The sequence below is a fragment of the Rhizobium sp. BT-226 genome, assembly GCF_025847085.2.
GTDB classification, from domain to species: Bacteria; Pseudomonadota; Alphaproteobacteria; order Rhizobiales; family Rhizobiaceae; genus Rhizobium; species Rhizobium sophorae.
Genome location: NZ_JAOYTI010000003.1, coordinates 204000 through 218643 on the forward strand (window position 1 = coordinate 204000; position 14644 = coordinate 218643).

At 60.7% G+C, this 14644-nt stretch carries 11 protein-coding genes; 5 read left to right on the forward strand and 6 right to left on the reverse strand.

Annotated features, from left to right (window positions below):
• Window positions 1-68 precede the first annotated feature (68 nt).
• Window positions 69-788: a 4'-phosphopantetheinyl transferase superfamily protein gene (locus OIU37_RS20490; RefSeq protein WP_180695867.1), complete on the forward strand. Its 720-nt coding sequence runs from the start codon at window positions 69-71 to the stop codon at window positions 786-788.
• Here the strand turns inward: OIU37_RS20490 and OIU37_RS20495 are convergent.
• From OIU37_RS20495 to OIU37_RS20505, 3 genes are read right to left on the reverse strand one after another with little or no spacing between them, the layout of a single operon-like run.
• Window positions 761-2113, reverse strand: a complete 1353-nt coding sequence (locus OIU37_RS20495) for a lysine N(6)-hydroxylase/L-ornithine N(5)-oxygenase family protein (RefSeq protein ID WP_171603243.1) — start codon at window positions 2111-2113, stop codon at window positions 761-763. The two genes, OIU37_RS20490 and OIU37_RS20495, sit on opposite strands and share 28 nt — an antisense overlap.
• The gene (locus OIU37_RS20500; protein WP_180695866.1) at window positions 2110-6102 is read right to left on the reverse strand and encodes a non-ribosomal peptide synthetase; all 3993 of its coding nucleotides are present in this window, start codon (window positions 6100-6102) and stop codon (window positions 2110-2112) included. The genes OIU37_RS20495 and OIU37_RS20500 overlap by 4 nt, the downstream gene beginning before the upstream one ends.
• Window positions 6103-6121: 19 nt before the next feature.
• Window positions 6122-6340 (reverse strand): MbtH family NRPS accessory protein, encoded by a 219-nt coding sequence (locus tag OIU37_RS20505; RefSeq protein WP_017991742.1) that lies wholly within the window; start codon window positions 6338-6340, stop codon window positions 6122-6124.
• Window positions 6341-6545: 205 nt separating this feature from the next.
• On the opposite strand from OIU37_RS20505, the gene OIU37_RS20510 reads away from it, so the two are divergent.
• The 3 genes from OIU37_RS20510 to OIU37_RS20520 are packed head-to-tail and all read left to right on the forward strand — an operon-like array spanning window position 6546 to window position 10151.
• Complete coding sequence (locus tag OIU37_RS20510; protein WP_180695864.1) at window positions 6546-7535, forward strand: GNAT family N-acetyltransferase; 990 nt, start codon at window positions 6546-6548, stop codon at window positions 7533-7535.
• Window positions 7532-8953, forward strand: a complete 1422-nt coding sequence (locus OIU37_RS20515; RefSeq protein WP_180695863.1) for an MATE family efflux transporter — start codon at window positions 7532-7534, stop codon at window positions 8951-8953. The genes OIU37_RS20510 and OIU37_RS20515 overlap by 4 nt, the downstream gene beginning before the upstream one ends.
• A 10-nt stretch (window positions 8954-8963) precedes the next feature.
• Window positions 8964-10151 carry a PLP-dependent transferase gene (locus tag OIU37_RS20520; protein WP_180695862.1) on the forward strand — a complete coding sequence of 396 codons (1188 nt, stop codon included), beginning with the start codon at window positions 8964-8966 and terminating at the stop codon, window positions 10149-10151.
• Here the strand turns inward: OIU37_RS20520 and OIU37_RS20525 are convergent.
• Window positions 10042-10701: a sigma-70 family RNA polymerase sigma factor gene (locus OIU37_RS20525; protein ID WP_180696159.1), complete on the reverse strand. Its 660-nt coding sequence runs from the start codon at window positions 10699-10701 to the stop codon at window positions 10042-10044. The genes OIU37_RS20520 and OIU37_RS20525 overlap by 110 nt on opposite strands.
• A gap of 161 nt (window positions 10702-10862) precedes the next feature.
• On the opposite strand from OIU37_RS20525, the gene OIU37_RS20530 reads away from it, so the two are divergent.
• A complete protein-coding gene (locus OIU37_RS20530) occupies window positions 10863-11354 on the forward strand; it encodes a GNAT family N-acetyltransferase (RefSeq protein WP_180695861.1) in 492 nt (163 codons plus the stop codon).
• A gap of 83 nt (window positions 11355-11437) precedes the next feature.
• Here the strand turns inward: OIU37_RS20530 and fhuF are convergent, their stop codons facing one another.
• On the reverse strand, window positions 11438-12220 hold the full coding sequence (gene fhuF, locus OIU37_RS20535; RefSeq protein ID WP_171603250.1) for a siderophore-iron reductase FhuF: 783 nt from the start codon (window positions 12218-12220) through the stop codon (window positions 11438-11440).
• A gap of 8 nt (window positions 12221-12228) precedes the next feature.
• A complete protein-coding gene (locus OIU37_RS20540) occupies window positions 12229-14400 on the reverse strand; it encodes a TonB-dependent siderophore receptor (protein ID WP_180695860.1) in 2172 nt (723 codons plus the stop codon).
• Between the last annotated feature and the right edge of the window lie 244 nt (window positions 14401-14644).

Sequence of the window (14644 nt, forward strand, 5' to 3'; positions counted from 1 at the left end):
ATCAATTAAACGCGCTGCGACCCAGAGTTCTTGAAAATTCAGGGAAATAGCAGCCACGGCGAGCGAAAATGCACCAACCTGAAGATCAAGCTGCCGGCATTGAAATCGCGCTCTGGCTGTATTCCGAGAATGAGGGTGACTGGAGCCGCTGGATGCAGTCGCTTTCACCGGATGAACGGGAGCGCGCCGCGACCTACCGGTTTGACCAGGATCGGGCCTCGTTCATTGCCGGTCGCTATCTCTTGCGGCGGCTGTTGAGCGAGCATATCGGCACACCGCCGAACAAGGTCCCGTTGTCCCCGGACAACCGCGGCAAGCTGAGGCTTGAGGGGCGTGAGAGGCCGCAATTCAGCCTCGCCAATGCCGACGGGCTTGTGGCGGTCGCTGTCGCTTCAGGATGTGATCACGTGGGAATAGACTGCGAACGCGTCGATACCGAAATCGAAGCGGCGGCAGTGGATAGCTATTGCAGTGCAGACGAACGGCGCTGGCTCGCGGAATTGCCTGCGCCCGAACGCGCGCGCGCGGCCGTTGCACTCTGGACGCTGAAGGAGAGCCATCTGAAGGCACTCGGCGTCGGGCTGCGCGAGGATCCCCGCAACGTCGCCTTTTCCTGGAAGGATGGCATCCCCGACATGGTCGATGGCGGCGATCGCGATCGGCGCTGGCATCACCGTCTGGTCGAAAGCGGCAGCCAGCACGTCGTCGCGCTGGCTGCCTGCTCTCGATCCGGGTTCCCCGGTATTTCGACACGCCTATTTCAGGACGATAACATGCCGTCCGAATAGCCGGCTCGGAGCTGATGAGGCATTGCGGAAGAGGTCTCCGTCGCCCAGGCGAGTTGCCCGTTGTCGGGTTCCGCATCGAAGTGCGGCCGGCCGAGAAGCGTATTGACGATGGTTGCGCTGCGCCAGGCCATGAGGCTGAGCTGAGAGTCGGCGATACCGTGCGAATAGCGCCCTGCATTCTGCGCAAACAGCCGGTTGGTCCGCGGACCCGTCCACTGCATCGTGTAGTCGTCATTGAGCAGAGGATAGCCGTTTCTGTCGAGCGTTATCCTGTCGCCCAGCGAGCCGAGAGCGTCCGGCAATCGGAACCGGTAGCCGGTTGCCAGAACCACCGCATCCGCATGAAGCACCTCGATCCCGCCGTCGAACTGGTTCCTGACGATGAGCCGATAGGCATTGCCGTTCCGCTCCATCTGGATCACATCGCGATTTGGCGCCAGGGAGGCGTTGAGCGTGCTCGGTTCGAGATAGCGCAACGCATAGAGGCGGCGATAGATCGCGTGAATCGTCGAAATCGACAAGCCGTCGCTGGTCAGGATCGAGTTCTTCAAAGCGGCCTGCTTCTGCTCGCCGCCGAGCTTCAAATAGGCCTGCACGTATTCGGGTGAGAAGACCTGGTTCGAAAACGGCGTATCGTTGATCGGCTCGAAATTATGACGCCGGCTGATCCATGTCAGCTCCGTCATGGAACCAGGATCGGCAAGCAGGGCTTCGACGACCTCGCCGCCGCTTTGACCGCCGCCGACCACGACGATGCGGGCGGCGCCGAGATCGCTGAGACGTGATTTGGCCTCGCTGTTATGAAAGCAATCGGCGCCTAGAAACGGTTTTGCCCAGTCGGGCACAAAGGGTGAAGACCCTGTGCCGATCACCAGGTTTCGCGCCTCCTCCTGCCCGTTGTCGAACCGCAGGAAGAAGCGGTCGTCGCGATGCTCGACGTCACGAATCTCCGTTGCGAAGCGCAAGCCGTCCACACCATTGGCGACCCAGGCCAGATAGCGCGCAAACTCCTGCCGGGGAACGGCGTCATAATTGGCGTTCAGGAAGGCGTAGAGCCTCTTATGGGCAACCAGGTAGGAGACGAATGACCAGCGGCTGGTCGGCAGGACCGGGGTGACGAGGTCCTTCAAAAAGGACGATTGCAGCTCGACGCCAGGCATCATCATGCCGGGGTGCCAGTCGAACGATGGGCGCCGCTCGAAGAAACGGCTCCTGATCTCGGGCACCGACTCGAACAGGCAGGCGAGGCTCAGATTGGAAGGGCCGATGCCGATGCCGGCAATATCCAGCGGTTCGGCATCCCTGCGGGCAAAAGCGACGGTCATGCGATATCCTTCTCTGTTTCCTTGAGACGCAGGGCGAGCCTTGAGTGGAAGGCGGGAGACCCGATCATGTGCAGATGGTTGGTGCCGGTGATGATTTCTGCGGCACGCGCCCGCGGCGACAGCCGGCGCCAGTCGATCAGGTTGAGGCCGCGGTTGAGGCTGTCGTCGGCAGCCCAGGGATAGATCGGCACATCGTGGGGAACGAGCCGGTGTTTGCGGAAGATCAGGGCATTGTCGATGAGCACCCAAAACGTATGCTCGCGACTGCTGATATCGGGCCCGTCGTCTGGAAGCGGGTCCTTTTCGTCGCCGACAAAGCGCAGGAACTGATCGTAAGTATCCGCGTCCATCGTCGACAGCAGCCGGTCCCATTCAGGACGCATAGCCGTTCTTCCAAGCCATGCCTTTACGTCTCGATGAAGCTCATCGCGCTCGCCCGGCCGGAACCTCGGCTTTGCGCCGATCGCGAATTCCGATCCGAGATCGCAAACGTCGACCATCGCCATCATCCTGACGTCGACCTGGTCACCGAGGGCGCGGGCAGCCTCATAGGCCAGAAGCCCGCCCCACGACCAGCCGAGGAAATAGCAGGGCGCTTCCTGGCTATGCGTCCTGATATAGTCGACATAGCTCTCGATGATCTCTTCGACCGGAGCGCCGACTGCCTTTTTCTCGGAAAGCGAGTGGCAAATGAAGCCGGTCGCCGGCTGATCGGCTCCGAGATAATCGACGAGCTTGACGTATTCGCGGGTGCTGACGAGAAGGCCCGGGAAGCAATAGAGCCGCGGCTTGGCGCCGGAAGCGCGCAGCACGATCACCTCAGACAGATCCCGCTGGTCACCCTGCTCGATCACGCCGGCAAACGAACGCACGGTCGGATTGTTGAAGATATCGGCGACGGTGAGCGGGGTTTTCGGCCGGCGCTGCCGCAGCTGCGAAAGGATGCGGATCGCGCCCAGCGAATTGCCGCCAATCGCGAAGAAATTGTCTTCGACGCTGATTGCTTCCAGCTTGAGAACCTGCCGCCAGACATCCAGCACCTCTTCTTCGAGAGCGGTCGCCGGCTCGACGATTGTGCGTTTGACCGGTTGTGGCGCCGGCAGCGCGAAGCGATCGAGCTTGCTGTTCGGGTTGGTCGGCATTTTTTCCAGTTCGACCACGGCAGACGGCACCATGTAGGATGGCAGGCTGCGTTCGAGGCCGGCGCGGATCGTCTCGACGTCAAGCGTCTCGTCTTTCTTCGGAACGACATAGGCAACGAGCGCCTTGTCGCCGCCGGCATCGTCATCGCGCAGGACCACCAGGGCTTCGCCGACGCCGGGCTGCTGGAGCAGTGCCGCTTCGATCTCGCCGAGTTCGATCCGGTAGCCGCGAAGCTTCACCTGATGGTCGACACGACCGACGAATTCGACGGTTCCGTCATCACGCCAACGCGTCAGATCGCCGGAGCGATAAAGCCGGCCGCCGTCATTTGAGAACGGATCGGGGATGAAGCGGTCCGCCGTCGTGTCCGGCTTGCCGAGATAGCCGCGTGCGATACCCTCGCCGCCGATATAGAGCTCGCCCGTCACGCCGATCGGACACGGATTGAGATCGGGGTCGAGCACATAGACGCGCCTTAACCCGACGGCGCGACCGAGCGGAGCATAGACCCCCTGGAATTTCGTGCCGGCCCTCACCTTCCAGACCATCGGCGTCATGATGGTTTCGGTCGGACCGTAGCCGTTGATCAGCCATTCCGATTTCAGCGCCCGCGACAGAAGATCGAAGGTCGGCTGCGCCAGCCCCTCGCCGCCGAAGGAATAAAGGCGCATCGGCGGCGCGCCGTCGGTAATGTCAGCCCATTCCGCCAGTTGCTGCAGATAGGTTGTGGGAATGCTGGCATTGTTGGCGCCGTGCTTGCGCATGGCCGTCAATGTCTCTTCCGGCGTCCACAGCGGCTGATCGGGAAGAATGATGCTGCCACCCTCCATCAGCGGGTTCATCCATCGCTCGTGCCCGCCGTCCGAACTGAAAGGCAGGAACGGCAGCTCGCGGGAGTCAGAGCTCATGCCATAGACACGCGAGGTGTTTTGTAGATGGTGCGTCAGCGGCCCGTGCTCGACAGCCACGCCCTTCGGCAATCCTGTCGATCCGGAGGTATACATGACGTAGGCAAGCTGGTCCTTGTGCGTGGGAATATACAGCGGCGTATCCGGCTCGCTTTCGAGATCGATCTTGTCGAGATCGAGAACGATCGCGTCGAGTTTTTCCGGCAGGCGATGGCGCAGCCAACTGTGCGTGAGGACGATCTTGACGCCGCCATCGCGCAGAATGTGGTGGTTGCGCACCGGCGGATGGTCGGGTTCGACCGGAATATAGGCGCCGCCAGCCTTCAGGGTCGCGAGGATGCCGACGATGGCCTCCGGCGAGCGCTTGATGAAGATTGCGACCGTCACTTCGGCGCGAACGCCGAGCTGCCGCAGCCGATGGCCGAGGCGGTTGGTGCTCGTCTCCAGCCAGCCATGGGTCCACTCTTCGTCACCATAGACGATCGCTGTTTTCTCGGGCGTCCGGCGCGAATGGGCCGAGATCAGCTCGTGCACCGGCCTGTCGTCGTTGACCACCTCGTCTTCGTAAGGCGCCGACAACCAGTCGAGCTCGTCACTCCCCACCAGTTCGATGTCCTTGATCCGCACATTGTCTCGCGCGACGATCTGCTCGAGCACGAGGCTGAAATGCCTGGCGACACGGGCAATCAGGGCGCCGTCATAAAGATCCTGCGCATAATCGATCAGCCCGGCTGCGGCACCATTCAGATCTGCCTCGATCACCAGGGAAAGCTCGCTGTCGGCGCGCGCGCCCAGAGGTTCCAGATTGGTTGCGTGCCTGGGGACCGGATACGGCTCGCGGAATTCGAACAGCGCCTTGACCACAGCTTCCTGGGCAGCCGCTTCATCGACGACCAGTTCCTGGGTGATGCGCTCCAGCGGCACGAGCCGGGCAAGCCCCTCCTCCGTTGCCGATGAGATCGCTGCGATGACATCGTCGAGAGAGTTTCTTGATGTCAACGACAAGATGAGGGGAAGGACCTGTTCGGCACGGCCGCGGTTCGCAAGGTGCTCCTTCTGCGGTCGCGCGATCAGCAGCCCGGTCAGCAAAGCATAGTTGCCGCTGTAGCGCGCCAGCAGCGCGCAAAAGGCGGCGTGAAGCACGCGCTCGACCTGATACCCCTTATGCTGCGCATGTCGACCGAGCTTTTCCCAGAGCTCGGGCTCGATCGAAAATCGATGCTGCGCGCGCGCCACACCTGCCAGCCCGCCGCTGTTAAAGCGGGTGGGAAAGGTCGAGGCCGAATAATCGAGACCGATCGTGTTCCGCCAATAGGAGAGGGATTCCTGGGCCAGCTCCGTCTGCAGCCACTCAGCCTCCCGCGTTCCGGCCAAGATTTCGGCCGGCTGCGTGTCGCCGGCAGGTGCGCCATCGAGAATTCGCGTCAGGGAGCCGGCGAGAACAGACTTCTCGCGATCGTCCGAGATCACAGGATGAAGCAGGATCGTCAGAAGCGACTGCCCATCGGCAAGCAAGATAATCTGAACACGCGTCGGCGGACCAGCAAGGAGGTCGAAGCGCCGGTCGCGGAAGGCTTTCTGGGCGGCCAACGCATCCGGCTCCGCAAGAGCGATACCTTCGCCGACAATCTCGATCGGTACTGCGTTCAAAGCGCCGCAGTATTGCTCGACGCGGCCGCCTGCCAGCCGGCGGAACCGGGTGGCAAGGGAGGGATGTTGCGCCACGAGCGTCCGGCAGGCGCCGGCAATCGTCTTGATGTCGACCGCCGGGCTCAATCGCAGCGAAATGACCTGGTCGGGAAACACCGTGTCGTTGCCGATCTGCTCCAGCGACCAGATACGCTTCTGCGCGATCGTCAGCGGGAAGCTCTCGAAGACCGTGTCCGTTGCGACATCGGTCGGGGTGGCATCTGCGAAGTTTGTGATCTGTTTGTTCATCCGTGCCATCCAGCCGTTTTCAGAGACGCGCATCGCCGGCGATTGCCGAGCGCAAAGAGAGGGGGCGCGGATCCGCCCAGACGTCAGCGATATGCGCCAGGCATTGCTGGCGCGAACCGGCAAAACCCGCCGGCTCCCAGCCCAGGGGAATCCGCTTGTCCTGCGGCCAGACCGAGTAGCGACGCTCGGTGTCGATGACGGCGATCCAGAGATCGTCGTGAGGTTCAAGATTATCCATTCGCAGCTCCTGCGGTGATGATGGTCATGCGCAAGTGACGGATCCGGCAGGCTGCAGTTTAGAAAATTGATGAGAATTTTTTTCTTCGCTTACCCCTAAACCCAGCGAGAGATGGATCGTCATTCTACTAAATCGGCGCAAGGGCACGCTTCATGCTCGCAGCGCCAAAAGCCCGACCTGCCCCCGACCGGCCAAGGAGAACGTCATGGATTTCGACGCCGTCAAACAAAGGCGCGCTCTGCAGTCGCGCAGCTACGTCAGCCTCGCCCCCAATCTCATCCACCTCAAGACCGCTTACGGCCACCACGAAGCCACATTCGAGGTTGAGGCCGGCATCGCGTCGGTGACCTTCTACCATGGCGATCCGGTGCAATCGGCGGAGCTTCTCATGGCGGTCGCCGAAGCCGTAACGGCAGAAGATCGCTCGATCACCTCAGTCGTCTTCGAAGGGCATCAGACAAGTCTTCCCAGACACATTGCGGATGCAGGCGGAGGGCTCGATTCGGCGATCCTGTGGCAATGGCCATCGCTCTGGCTGCCGCAGCTGTCCTATCCGCTGCCGCCCGTGCAGGAGATGACCGCGGGCCGGTATCATCCGCGTCGACCCGCAAAGCCGAAGGGCGCGATCTACAGGCGTTTCATCCCCTGGCTGGAACGGGAAATCACCTTTACGGTGGCCGATCCGGAGACCGATCTTGCAGCATTTCATCGCTGGATGAACGACGAACAGGTCAACACGATCTGGGAGGATGCGGGTTCGATCGACAAACATCGGGAGATCCTGGAAGAAAGGATCGCAGATCCGCACGTCCTGCCGCTGATAGGCAGTTTCGCGGACATTCCCTTCGGCTATTTCGAAGTCTATTGGGCGAAAGAGAACCGGCTCGGCCCCTTTTACGACGCCGACGACTATGATCGCGGATGGCATGTCGCGATCGGCGAGCCCGATTATCGCGGCAAGAAATGGATCAGCGCATGGCTTCCTTCGCTGATGCATTTCATCTTCCTCGACGATCCGCGCACGAAACGCATCGTCGGCGAGCCGCGCGCCAGTCACGAACAGCAGATCCGCAACCTCGATCGTTCCGGTTTTGCCAAGGTCAAACATTTCGATTTTCCGCACAAGCGAGCGCTCCTGGTGATGCTCGGCCGCGAGCGTTTCTTCGGCGATCGTCTTTGGGTGCCTGCATCATGAACGATATGAGCGACGCGAGCGGCAGCTTCCGGAGACGGCAGCGTCTCGCACCGGAAGACCTTGCCAGTCCTGAGCTTCTCAGGCTGCTGCTTCGGCTCGGGCTGCCGGCCATGTTCGGCCTGTCGATCAATGCCGCCCATCATACGATCAACATGATCTTCGTCGGAATGATCGGTGAAGACCAGATCGCGGCGATCATGATCGTCCTGCCGATCCTCATGCTCATCGCCGCCTTCGGCGAGGGGATCGGCGTTGGTGTCGCGACTGAGGTCGGACGCACGCTCGGAGCCGGCAACCGATCCCGGGCCGGCGCCATTGCTTCGATCAGTCTTGCTGCCGGCGTCGTCTTCGGCGCGGCAAGCGCCATCGCAATCGTGGCATTTCCGGATTTGCTTCTGTTCGGCGCCACGCCTGCCCTTCAGCCGCTCGCGCAACATTATCTGATGATTATTGCAATCTCGGTGCCGCTGACTATGGCGCAGATCATTCTCGATTTCCTGGCGATCGCAGAGGGCAATGCCCGCTTCAGCATGTGGACGCTGGTCGCCTGCTTTGCGCTGAACATGATCCTCGACCCGATCATGATCTTCGGCTTCGGTCTCGGCCTGCAGGGCGTTGCAATCGCAACCATCCTGTCCCAGCTCGTCGCGCTTTGCATCTATGCTGCCTACCACGCAAGGCGACTTGGGACGGTCCGGCTGACGTTTGGCTGGCGGTGGATGGATATCGGTCATCTCAGGCCTGTCCTTGCTGTGGGCGCACCGACGACGCTGACAAGTCTTGCAACCGCAGGCGCGATTGCGGCCGTGGTATCGCTCGCCGGCACCTATCACGGAGAAGCCGGCATCGCCGGCGTCGGGATTGCCTTGCGGCTGCTGGCGGTCGGAACCCTCCCCGTCATCGGCATCTCACTCGGAGCCCAGTCGATCCTGAGCTTTGCCTGGGGTCGGGGCGATACAGCCCGGATGCTATCGGCAGCCCGCATCCTCACAATGGTCACGACTGCCGTGAGTGGCGCCTATGGATTGGCCGCGCTGGTTTTCTCCGAAGAGCTTGCCTCATTCTTCACCGACGATTCGTTGGTGATCGGGATCGCAGGGCAAGCGATCATCGCGACCCATCTTCCCCTTCTGCTTTTCGGCCTACGGCAAACGGTGCTGATCCTCTTTCAGGCTCAGGGCAGAGCGAAAGCGGCGGTTGCCATCGGTCTGGCGCAGAATGGCTATCTTCTCTTTCCGCTGCTTGCTCTTCTGCCGCCGTTCTTCGGCTTTTCAGGCTTACTGGCAGCAATATTCCTGGCCTCGGCCTTAACCGGCCTGCTGTCGGCCGTCTGCCTGGCGAGGACGCTCAGCGCGCTCCGGCAGCGCTCTGCCGACCATCTGACCTCCATCCGTTCATATCCCAGCTTTTGTCCATGAGAGGATGACCATGAACCAGTCGATCAACCCGCACGACCTTGGCGCCCATGCGGTCGCTGACGATCTCTTTACGCCTGTCGATCCGGCGGCATTCAACGCTGTGTCTCCGCCGATCTTCCAAACGTCGCTCTTCACTTACGACAGTTACGAGGCGATGGAGGATGTTTTCGCCGGCCGCACCCGCAACTACATTTATTCGCGCGGCGACAATCCGACGGTCCGCGAATTCGAACTCCTGGTTGCCCGCCTCGAGGGCGCAGAGGACGGACGTGCTTTCTCCAGCGGAACGGCCGCCATTACATCGACAATTCTGAGCCTCGTTGAGGCGGGAGACCGGGTCGTTGCGGTCCGCCATCTCTACAACGATGTCTACCGTCTTCTGGTGAAACTGCTTGCCAGGCTCGGCGTCGCGGTGGATTTCGTCGATCCCGCCGACCACGACGAGGTCCGCAAGGCGCTGTCGGGCGCCAAGCTGCTCTACCTTGAAAACCCCACATCCTTCGTCTTCGAGCTTCAGGACATTGCGGCGCTGTCGGCCATGGCAAAGGAGGCCGGCGTTACCACCATCATCGACAATTCCTGGGCAACGCCGCTCTTTCAAAAACCGATCCAGCATGGCGTCGATATCGTCATTCACGCCGCCTCGAAATATCTCGGCGGTCACAGCGATACGGTTGCCGGCGTCGTCGTCGGCTCGAAAGAGGCCATCGCCAGGATCAATTCAACGTCTTACCCCTATGTCGGTGCCAAACTCTCGCCGTTCGAGGCCTGGCTGCTGCTGCGTGGCATGCGCACGCTGCGTGTCCGTCTCAAAGAGCATGAGCGCAGCGGGCTTTTGCTGGCCGGGCGGCTGAAGGAGCATTCTGCGATCGCACGCGTTCGTCACCCGGCATTCCAGGCCCATCCCGGACGGGCAACGCTGACGGGTTATGCCGGGCTGTTTGCCTTCGACCTCAATCCCGATATCGATGTCGCACGCTTCGTAAACAGCCTTCGCGACATCCGCCTCGGTGTCAGCTGGGGGGGACCAGAAACGCTGGTGGTTCCCGCCAAGGTCGCGCTGCAGATCCCCGACCGGATGACCTCCTTCATCCGGTTCGGCGTGAGCGAGCAGACGGTTCGTTTCGCTGTTGGCCTGGAAGAGCCGGAACTGCTGTGGAGCGATTTGCAGCAGGCGCTGCACGCGGCGAAACGCTAGCCTCCTGTCGGTGTGCATGACCGGGGCGGAAGGCAGGTTCGGCGATCGCCAGATGGCAATGTTCCTCTGCCGCCTTGATCATGAAGTTGACGAGGGTCCTTGAGACGCCGAGTTCGGCTGCAATATCCTTCTGCGGCACGCCGTTGAGGCGATGGCGAATGAAGGCATCGTTGGTTCGCTTCGGCAGCGCCTCGAGCGAGGCAAGCACATTGCGCAGGGTCTCGGCAGCGACGAGCTGGTCGAGCACCGTGGGGACAGGCGCCGTGATCTCCTGAATCTGGTCTATCGACCTATGGTTGTTCATCTTCTGGCGTCGCCGGCGGCTCTCATCGAGTGCGAGATTGTAGACCATCCGGAAGGCGTAGCCGATCGGGCAGCGAATGTCGTCGGTTTTGACCCCATAGGCTTTAATGACTCCATCTTGAAAGATATCCTCGGAATATGACTTTGATTTGACAACGCTTTCAATCGTTTTAAGGAGCTTGTCCTTGTTTTCGATCATGGCGTTGACGACGGCATTTCCGTTCACATCACGATGCAATGCTTGCATTGTCCTGTACCCTTTTACAAATGGAAAATCAGGCTCTGTCGTTGCTGGCCGGTTCGGTCTCGGGCTCCTTTTTGAGCTGAAGTACACGATTTGATTGCAGTGTCTATTTTAAGATGATAACAGGAGTCAAGTTTAAATCGACCGAGCGGAGGCGAGAAAAAATGGGAAAAACAATTGAGATCCTGACCGGCAAGGCAGAGCTCTGCCGATCGATCATGGGGGCTTTGCCGGACTGGTTTTCAGAACCTGAGGTTATCGAAGCGAGTGCCCAGGCGATCGAAGACCTGCCGGTGTTCGGCTATGTCGAAGCGGATGTCGTAACCGCGTTGATGGCCTTGAAGCCGCACCCGCCCGGCGCCGTCGAGATCGCGCTGATCGCGACACGACCCGAACATCACGGTCGCGGCGCCGGACGCCATCTCATCGATGCGGCCGAACGTTTCGGCCATGAATCGGGTGCGCGGCTGCTGACGGTCAAGACGCTCGCCCCGCGCGGCCTCGACGAACCCCAGTTCGAGGCGACGCGGCGCTTCTATGACCGGGCCGGATTTGTGCGGGCGGAGGTCTTTGCAAAGCTCTGGCACGAGGACCACCCATGCCTGTTTATGGTCAAGCCACTCGCCGGCGTCCAGGCAGATGAGACTACGCTTTGAGACGAGGGCCCTTTCTGCTTGGCGCGCATTGGCAATAACTGGTGCGCAGGGTACCCGTCTCTGCGCGCGGCGGACGATAGGAGCTAGTGGCGCCCCTCCGGCAGCGGGCAGGCTTCGCCGCAGCCACCGACGCCCGGCAGGTTATAGCGCAGGCAGCAGACTTTCCGGCGCACGAATTCGAGCCCGCATTGCTGGCGCGCAATGCGGATCATGCCGAACATCGGGTTGCGCCCGCCGCCCGGCCATTGAGCTTCTTCCAGCAGCGCCAGGCCGCCTTCGACGAGGACAGGCTCATGGCGATGAGCGATCTCTTTCAGAATCCAGGAGAGATAGGCCGCAACATTGTTCCAGAGAAGCTTCGGTGCGACGCCGGCGTTGGCGGCGATCGCCGCGATGACGGGCTCGGCGTGACCGAGCATCAGCCGGTGAAGCTCGCCGGCCGGGTCAGTCGTCACCCCCGGCCTGCCGGACAACACGAATGCTTCCGGCTCGCCCGTATGCTCATTGCAGACGAGCGAAAGCCGGTCGATCTCCAACGACAGCCCGATCCGGTGCACGAACATATGGACGCTGGGGGCAATCGTCAGCATGCTAAAATAGTAGAGCGTCCACATCGAGACGATCGCGCGACGGTCGCTCCCCGGAAATTTTTGCGCATATCGGCCAATGATCTCGTCGAAGATCGCTCGGTCGCAAAGATCCCTGCAGGAAACGACGATGCCCGTCTGCGGGAGAGCGCTGAGCAGCTTGCCGCGGCAATAGGAGAACGGGCTGTCGCCCACCAAGCCGTCGAGGTCGACGGCCTGGTGGGCGACAGGATGGTCAGCGATCAAGGTCGAGCGCTGGAACGCCCCATTTGTCTCCATTGCCGAGCTTACCACCGGTATTTCAGGGTGCCGGTCATGTTGCGGCCCTGGCCGAGATAGCAAAAGCCCTCTTCGCAAACTGTTTCGCGCTCATCGGCGATGTTGCGGATGGCAAAGGCTGCCGTCAGGCCCTCGTATTTCTTGTCGACCGCGCCGAAATCATAGGAGGCGGATGCATCGACATAGAAAGTCGCAGGATTCTTCGAGGTGTTGGCCACATCCGTCCAGGTCTCACCGATGTAGCGCACGCCCGCGCCGACCGACAGACCGTTGAAGGGATTGCTTTCCTGGAAAGTGTAGTTCGCCCATAGGCTCGCAATATGGGTCGGGGTGATGGCCGGAGTATTTCCGACGTTGTTGCCGCCGGTCACTTCGGAGTCGTTGTAGGTATAGGCCGCAATAATATCGAGACCGTCGGCGATCGCCGCGCGGGCTTCAAGCTCGATACCCTTTCCGGTCACCTCTCCCTGAGAATCGTAGGCAAATGTCAACGGGTCGGCGAGCCTCGGTTTATTCTGCTCGACGATGTGATAGGCGACGGCCGACAGCAGGATATCCGAGCCGGGAGGCTGGTACTTCACGCCGACTTCGTATTGCTCGCCCTTCGTCGGCGGAAGAATTGTGTTGGTAGCCGATCGGTTGGTGACCGGATCGAAGGAGGTCGCGTAGGAAACGAATGGCGCGATGCCGTTGTCGAAGAGGTAAAGCGCGCCTGCCTGTACGGAGAAGGCATTCTTGTCGACCTCCTCCGAGCTGACCAAGGGCAAGGTCGCATCTCGCGTCTGGTTCACCCAGGTCTGCCGGCCGCCGAGGTTGAAGCGCCAATTTCCGACCTCGATTTGGTCCATGGCGTAGATGCCGACCTGCCGCATGTCGGCATCGGAAGCCAAGACATTATAATCCGGCGTAGCGCCTGAGACTCCATAGGTCGGATTGGTGATATCGAAGTCGAATGCCGGATCGGCAGCTCCGGCGCCATAGCCAAAGCTCGACTGGAGATTCGTGTAGTCGAGCCCGAACAGCATCGTATGCGCAAGCGGGCCTGTGTCGAATTTCGCCTCCAGTTGATTATCGACCTGGAAAACGTTCATGTCGTCCCGGATCGCATTCGTGCCACGATGCGCGACTGTCCCGGTCCAGCTGGTAACGCCGAGGTAGCGAGCCTCCAGATCGAGGTGCGAATAGCGCAGGTTCTGCCGGAAGGTCAGGCCGTTGTCGAATTCATGCTCGAACTGATAGCCGACCTGCTGCTGCTTGACCTTCTGGTAATCATAGTCGGGATCGCTCGCCCTGATATCGAGGATCCTGCCATCCAAGGTCGTGATGGCGCCGACATTGGAGTCGGTCTCATCTGCCTGCGCCAAGCCGTAAACCGTGAAGGATGTGCCCTCGTCAGGCTTCCAGGTAAACGACGGCGCTAGCAAATAGCGGTCGTCGGCAATATCGAAGTTGGTGTCGCCGCGGCGGGCGACGCCGACGATGCGATAGAGAAAATCCTCGTTGTCTTCGCTGATCGGTCCGCCGAAATCGAACATCCCCTGCACCCGATCCTCGGTGCCGTAGCTAATGCCGACTTCGCGGATCGGCTCCTCGGTCGGAAGCTTCGATATCTTGTTAACGAGGCCGCCCGGCGAACCAGAACCGTAAAGAACGGAAACCGGTCCCTTTATCACTTCGACCCGCTGCAACTGATAGGGTTCGGTGCGGAACATGCCGTAATTGATATAGGGCTGGCGCAATCCGTCGCGATAGTCACCGACCGTCGTGGCGTTGTAGCCGCGAATGTAGACCTGGTCGAAACGCGGATCGAAGCCGCTCGTTCCTGTCGTCACGCCGGCCGAATAGCGCACAGCCTCGATGACCGTCTGCGCGCCGCGCTGCTCGATTTCCTTCTCCGTCGTCACCGAGATCGAACGCGGCGTCTCGACGAGCGGCGTGTTGATCTTGGTTGCAGCCGAACTGTTCTTGGCAGCAACGGACGTCCGGTCAGTCTTGCTATCAGAGGATGCGCCTTGAATGACGATCGGTTCCAGCGCCGTCGCGCCGGCATCTGTGGACGCGCTCTGGGCTGAGGCCGGCGATGCTGCAATGCCGATCAGGACGATCGCTGTCGTGAGAAACAGGCTATCTCTATAAATTCGCGATACATTATTAGAAACATTCAAAAAAACACGCGCCATTGCTTGGTCCCTACGTCACGGATGCGGGCGGAACCTATGGAGCGAAATTGGCCTTGTCAACATAAGATGATTATTTTAGTCACCTTTTAATCGATAAAATCCGCATCTGCGATACTCCCGAACAGGTTGCACGTAGGATCGAGGCCTCGTAACGTTCTCAGCGGGTTGCCAGCGGAGGCGGTTCTATGTGCGAGAGAGCAACTGCGGACCGAGAGGAGGTCTGTATGGGGATCGAACTGACGAT

Bases quoted from the DNA above. Each gene is read 5' to 3' on its own strand.
- OIU37_RS20540 (WP_180695860.1), bottom strand. From the start codon at position 14,400: ATGGCGCGTGTTTTTTTGAATGTTTCTAATAATGTATCGCGAATTTAT.
- OIU37_RS20520 (WP_180695862.1), top strand. From the start codon at position 8,964: ATGAACCAGTCGATCAACCCGCACGACCTTGGCGCCCATGCGGTCGCT.
- OIU37_RS20510 (WP_180695864.1), top strand. From the start codon at position 6,546: ATGGATTTCGACGCCGTCAAACAAAGGCGCGCTCTGCAGTCGCGCAGC.
- OIU37_RS20530 (WP_180695861.1), top strand. From the start codon at position 10,863: ATGGGAAAAACAATTGAGATCCTGACCGGCAAGGCAGAGCTCTGCCGA.
- OIU37_RS20490 (WP_180695867.1), top strand. From the start codon at position 69: ATGCACCAACCTGAAGATCAAGCTGCCGGCATTGAAATCGCGCTCTGG.
- OIU37_RS20505 (WP_017991742.1), bottom strand. From the start codon at position 6,340: ATGGATAATCTTGAACCTCACGACGATCTCTGGATCGCCGTCATCGAC.
- OIU37_RS20525 (WP_180696159.1), bottom strand. From the start codon at position 10,701: ATGCAAGCATTGCATCGTGATGTGAACGGAAATGCCGTCGTCAACGCC.
- OIU37_RS20495 (WP_171603243.1), bottom strand. From the start codon at position 2,113: ATGACCGTCGCTTTTGCCCGCAGGGATGCCGAACCGCTGGATATTGCC.
- OIU37_RS20515 (WP_180695863.1), top strand. From the start codon at position 7,532: ATGAACGATATGAGCGACGCGAGCGGCAGCTTCCGGAGACGGCAGCGT.
- OIU37_RS20500 (WP_180695866.1), bottom strand. From the start codon at position 6,102: ATGAACAAACAGATCACAAACTTCGCAGATGCCACCCCGACCGATGTC.
- fhuF (WP_171603250.1), bottom strand. From the start codon at position 12,220: ATGGAGACAAATGGGGCGTTCCAGCGCTCGACCTTGATCGCTGACCAT.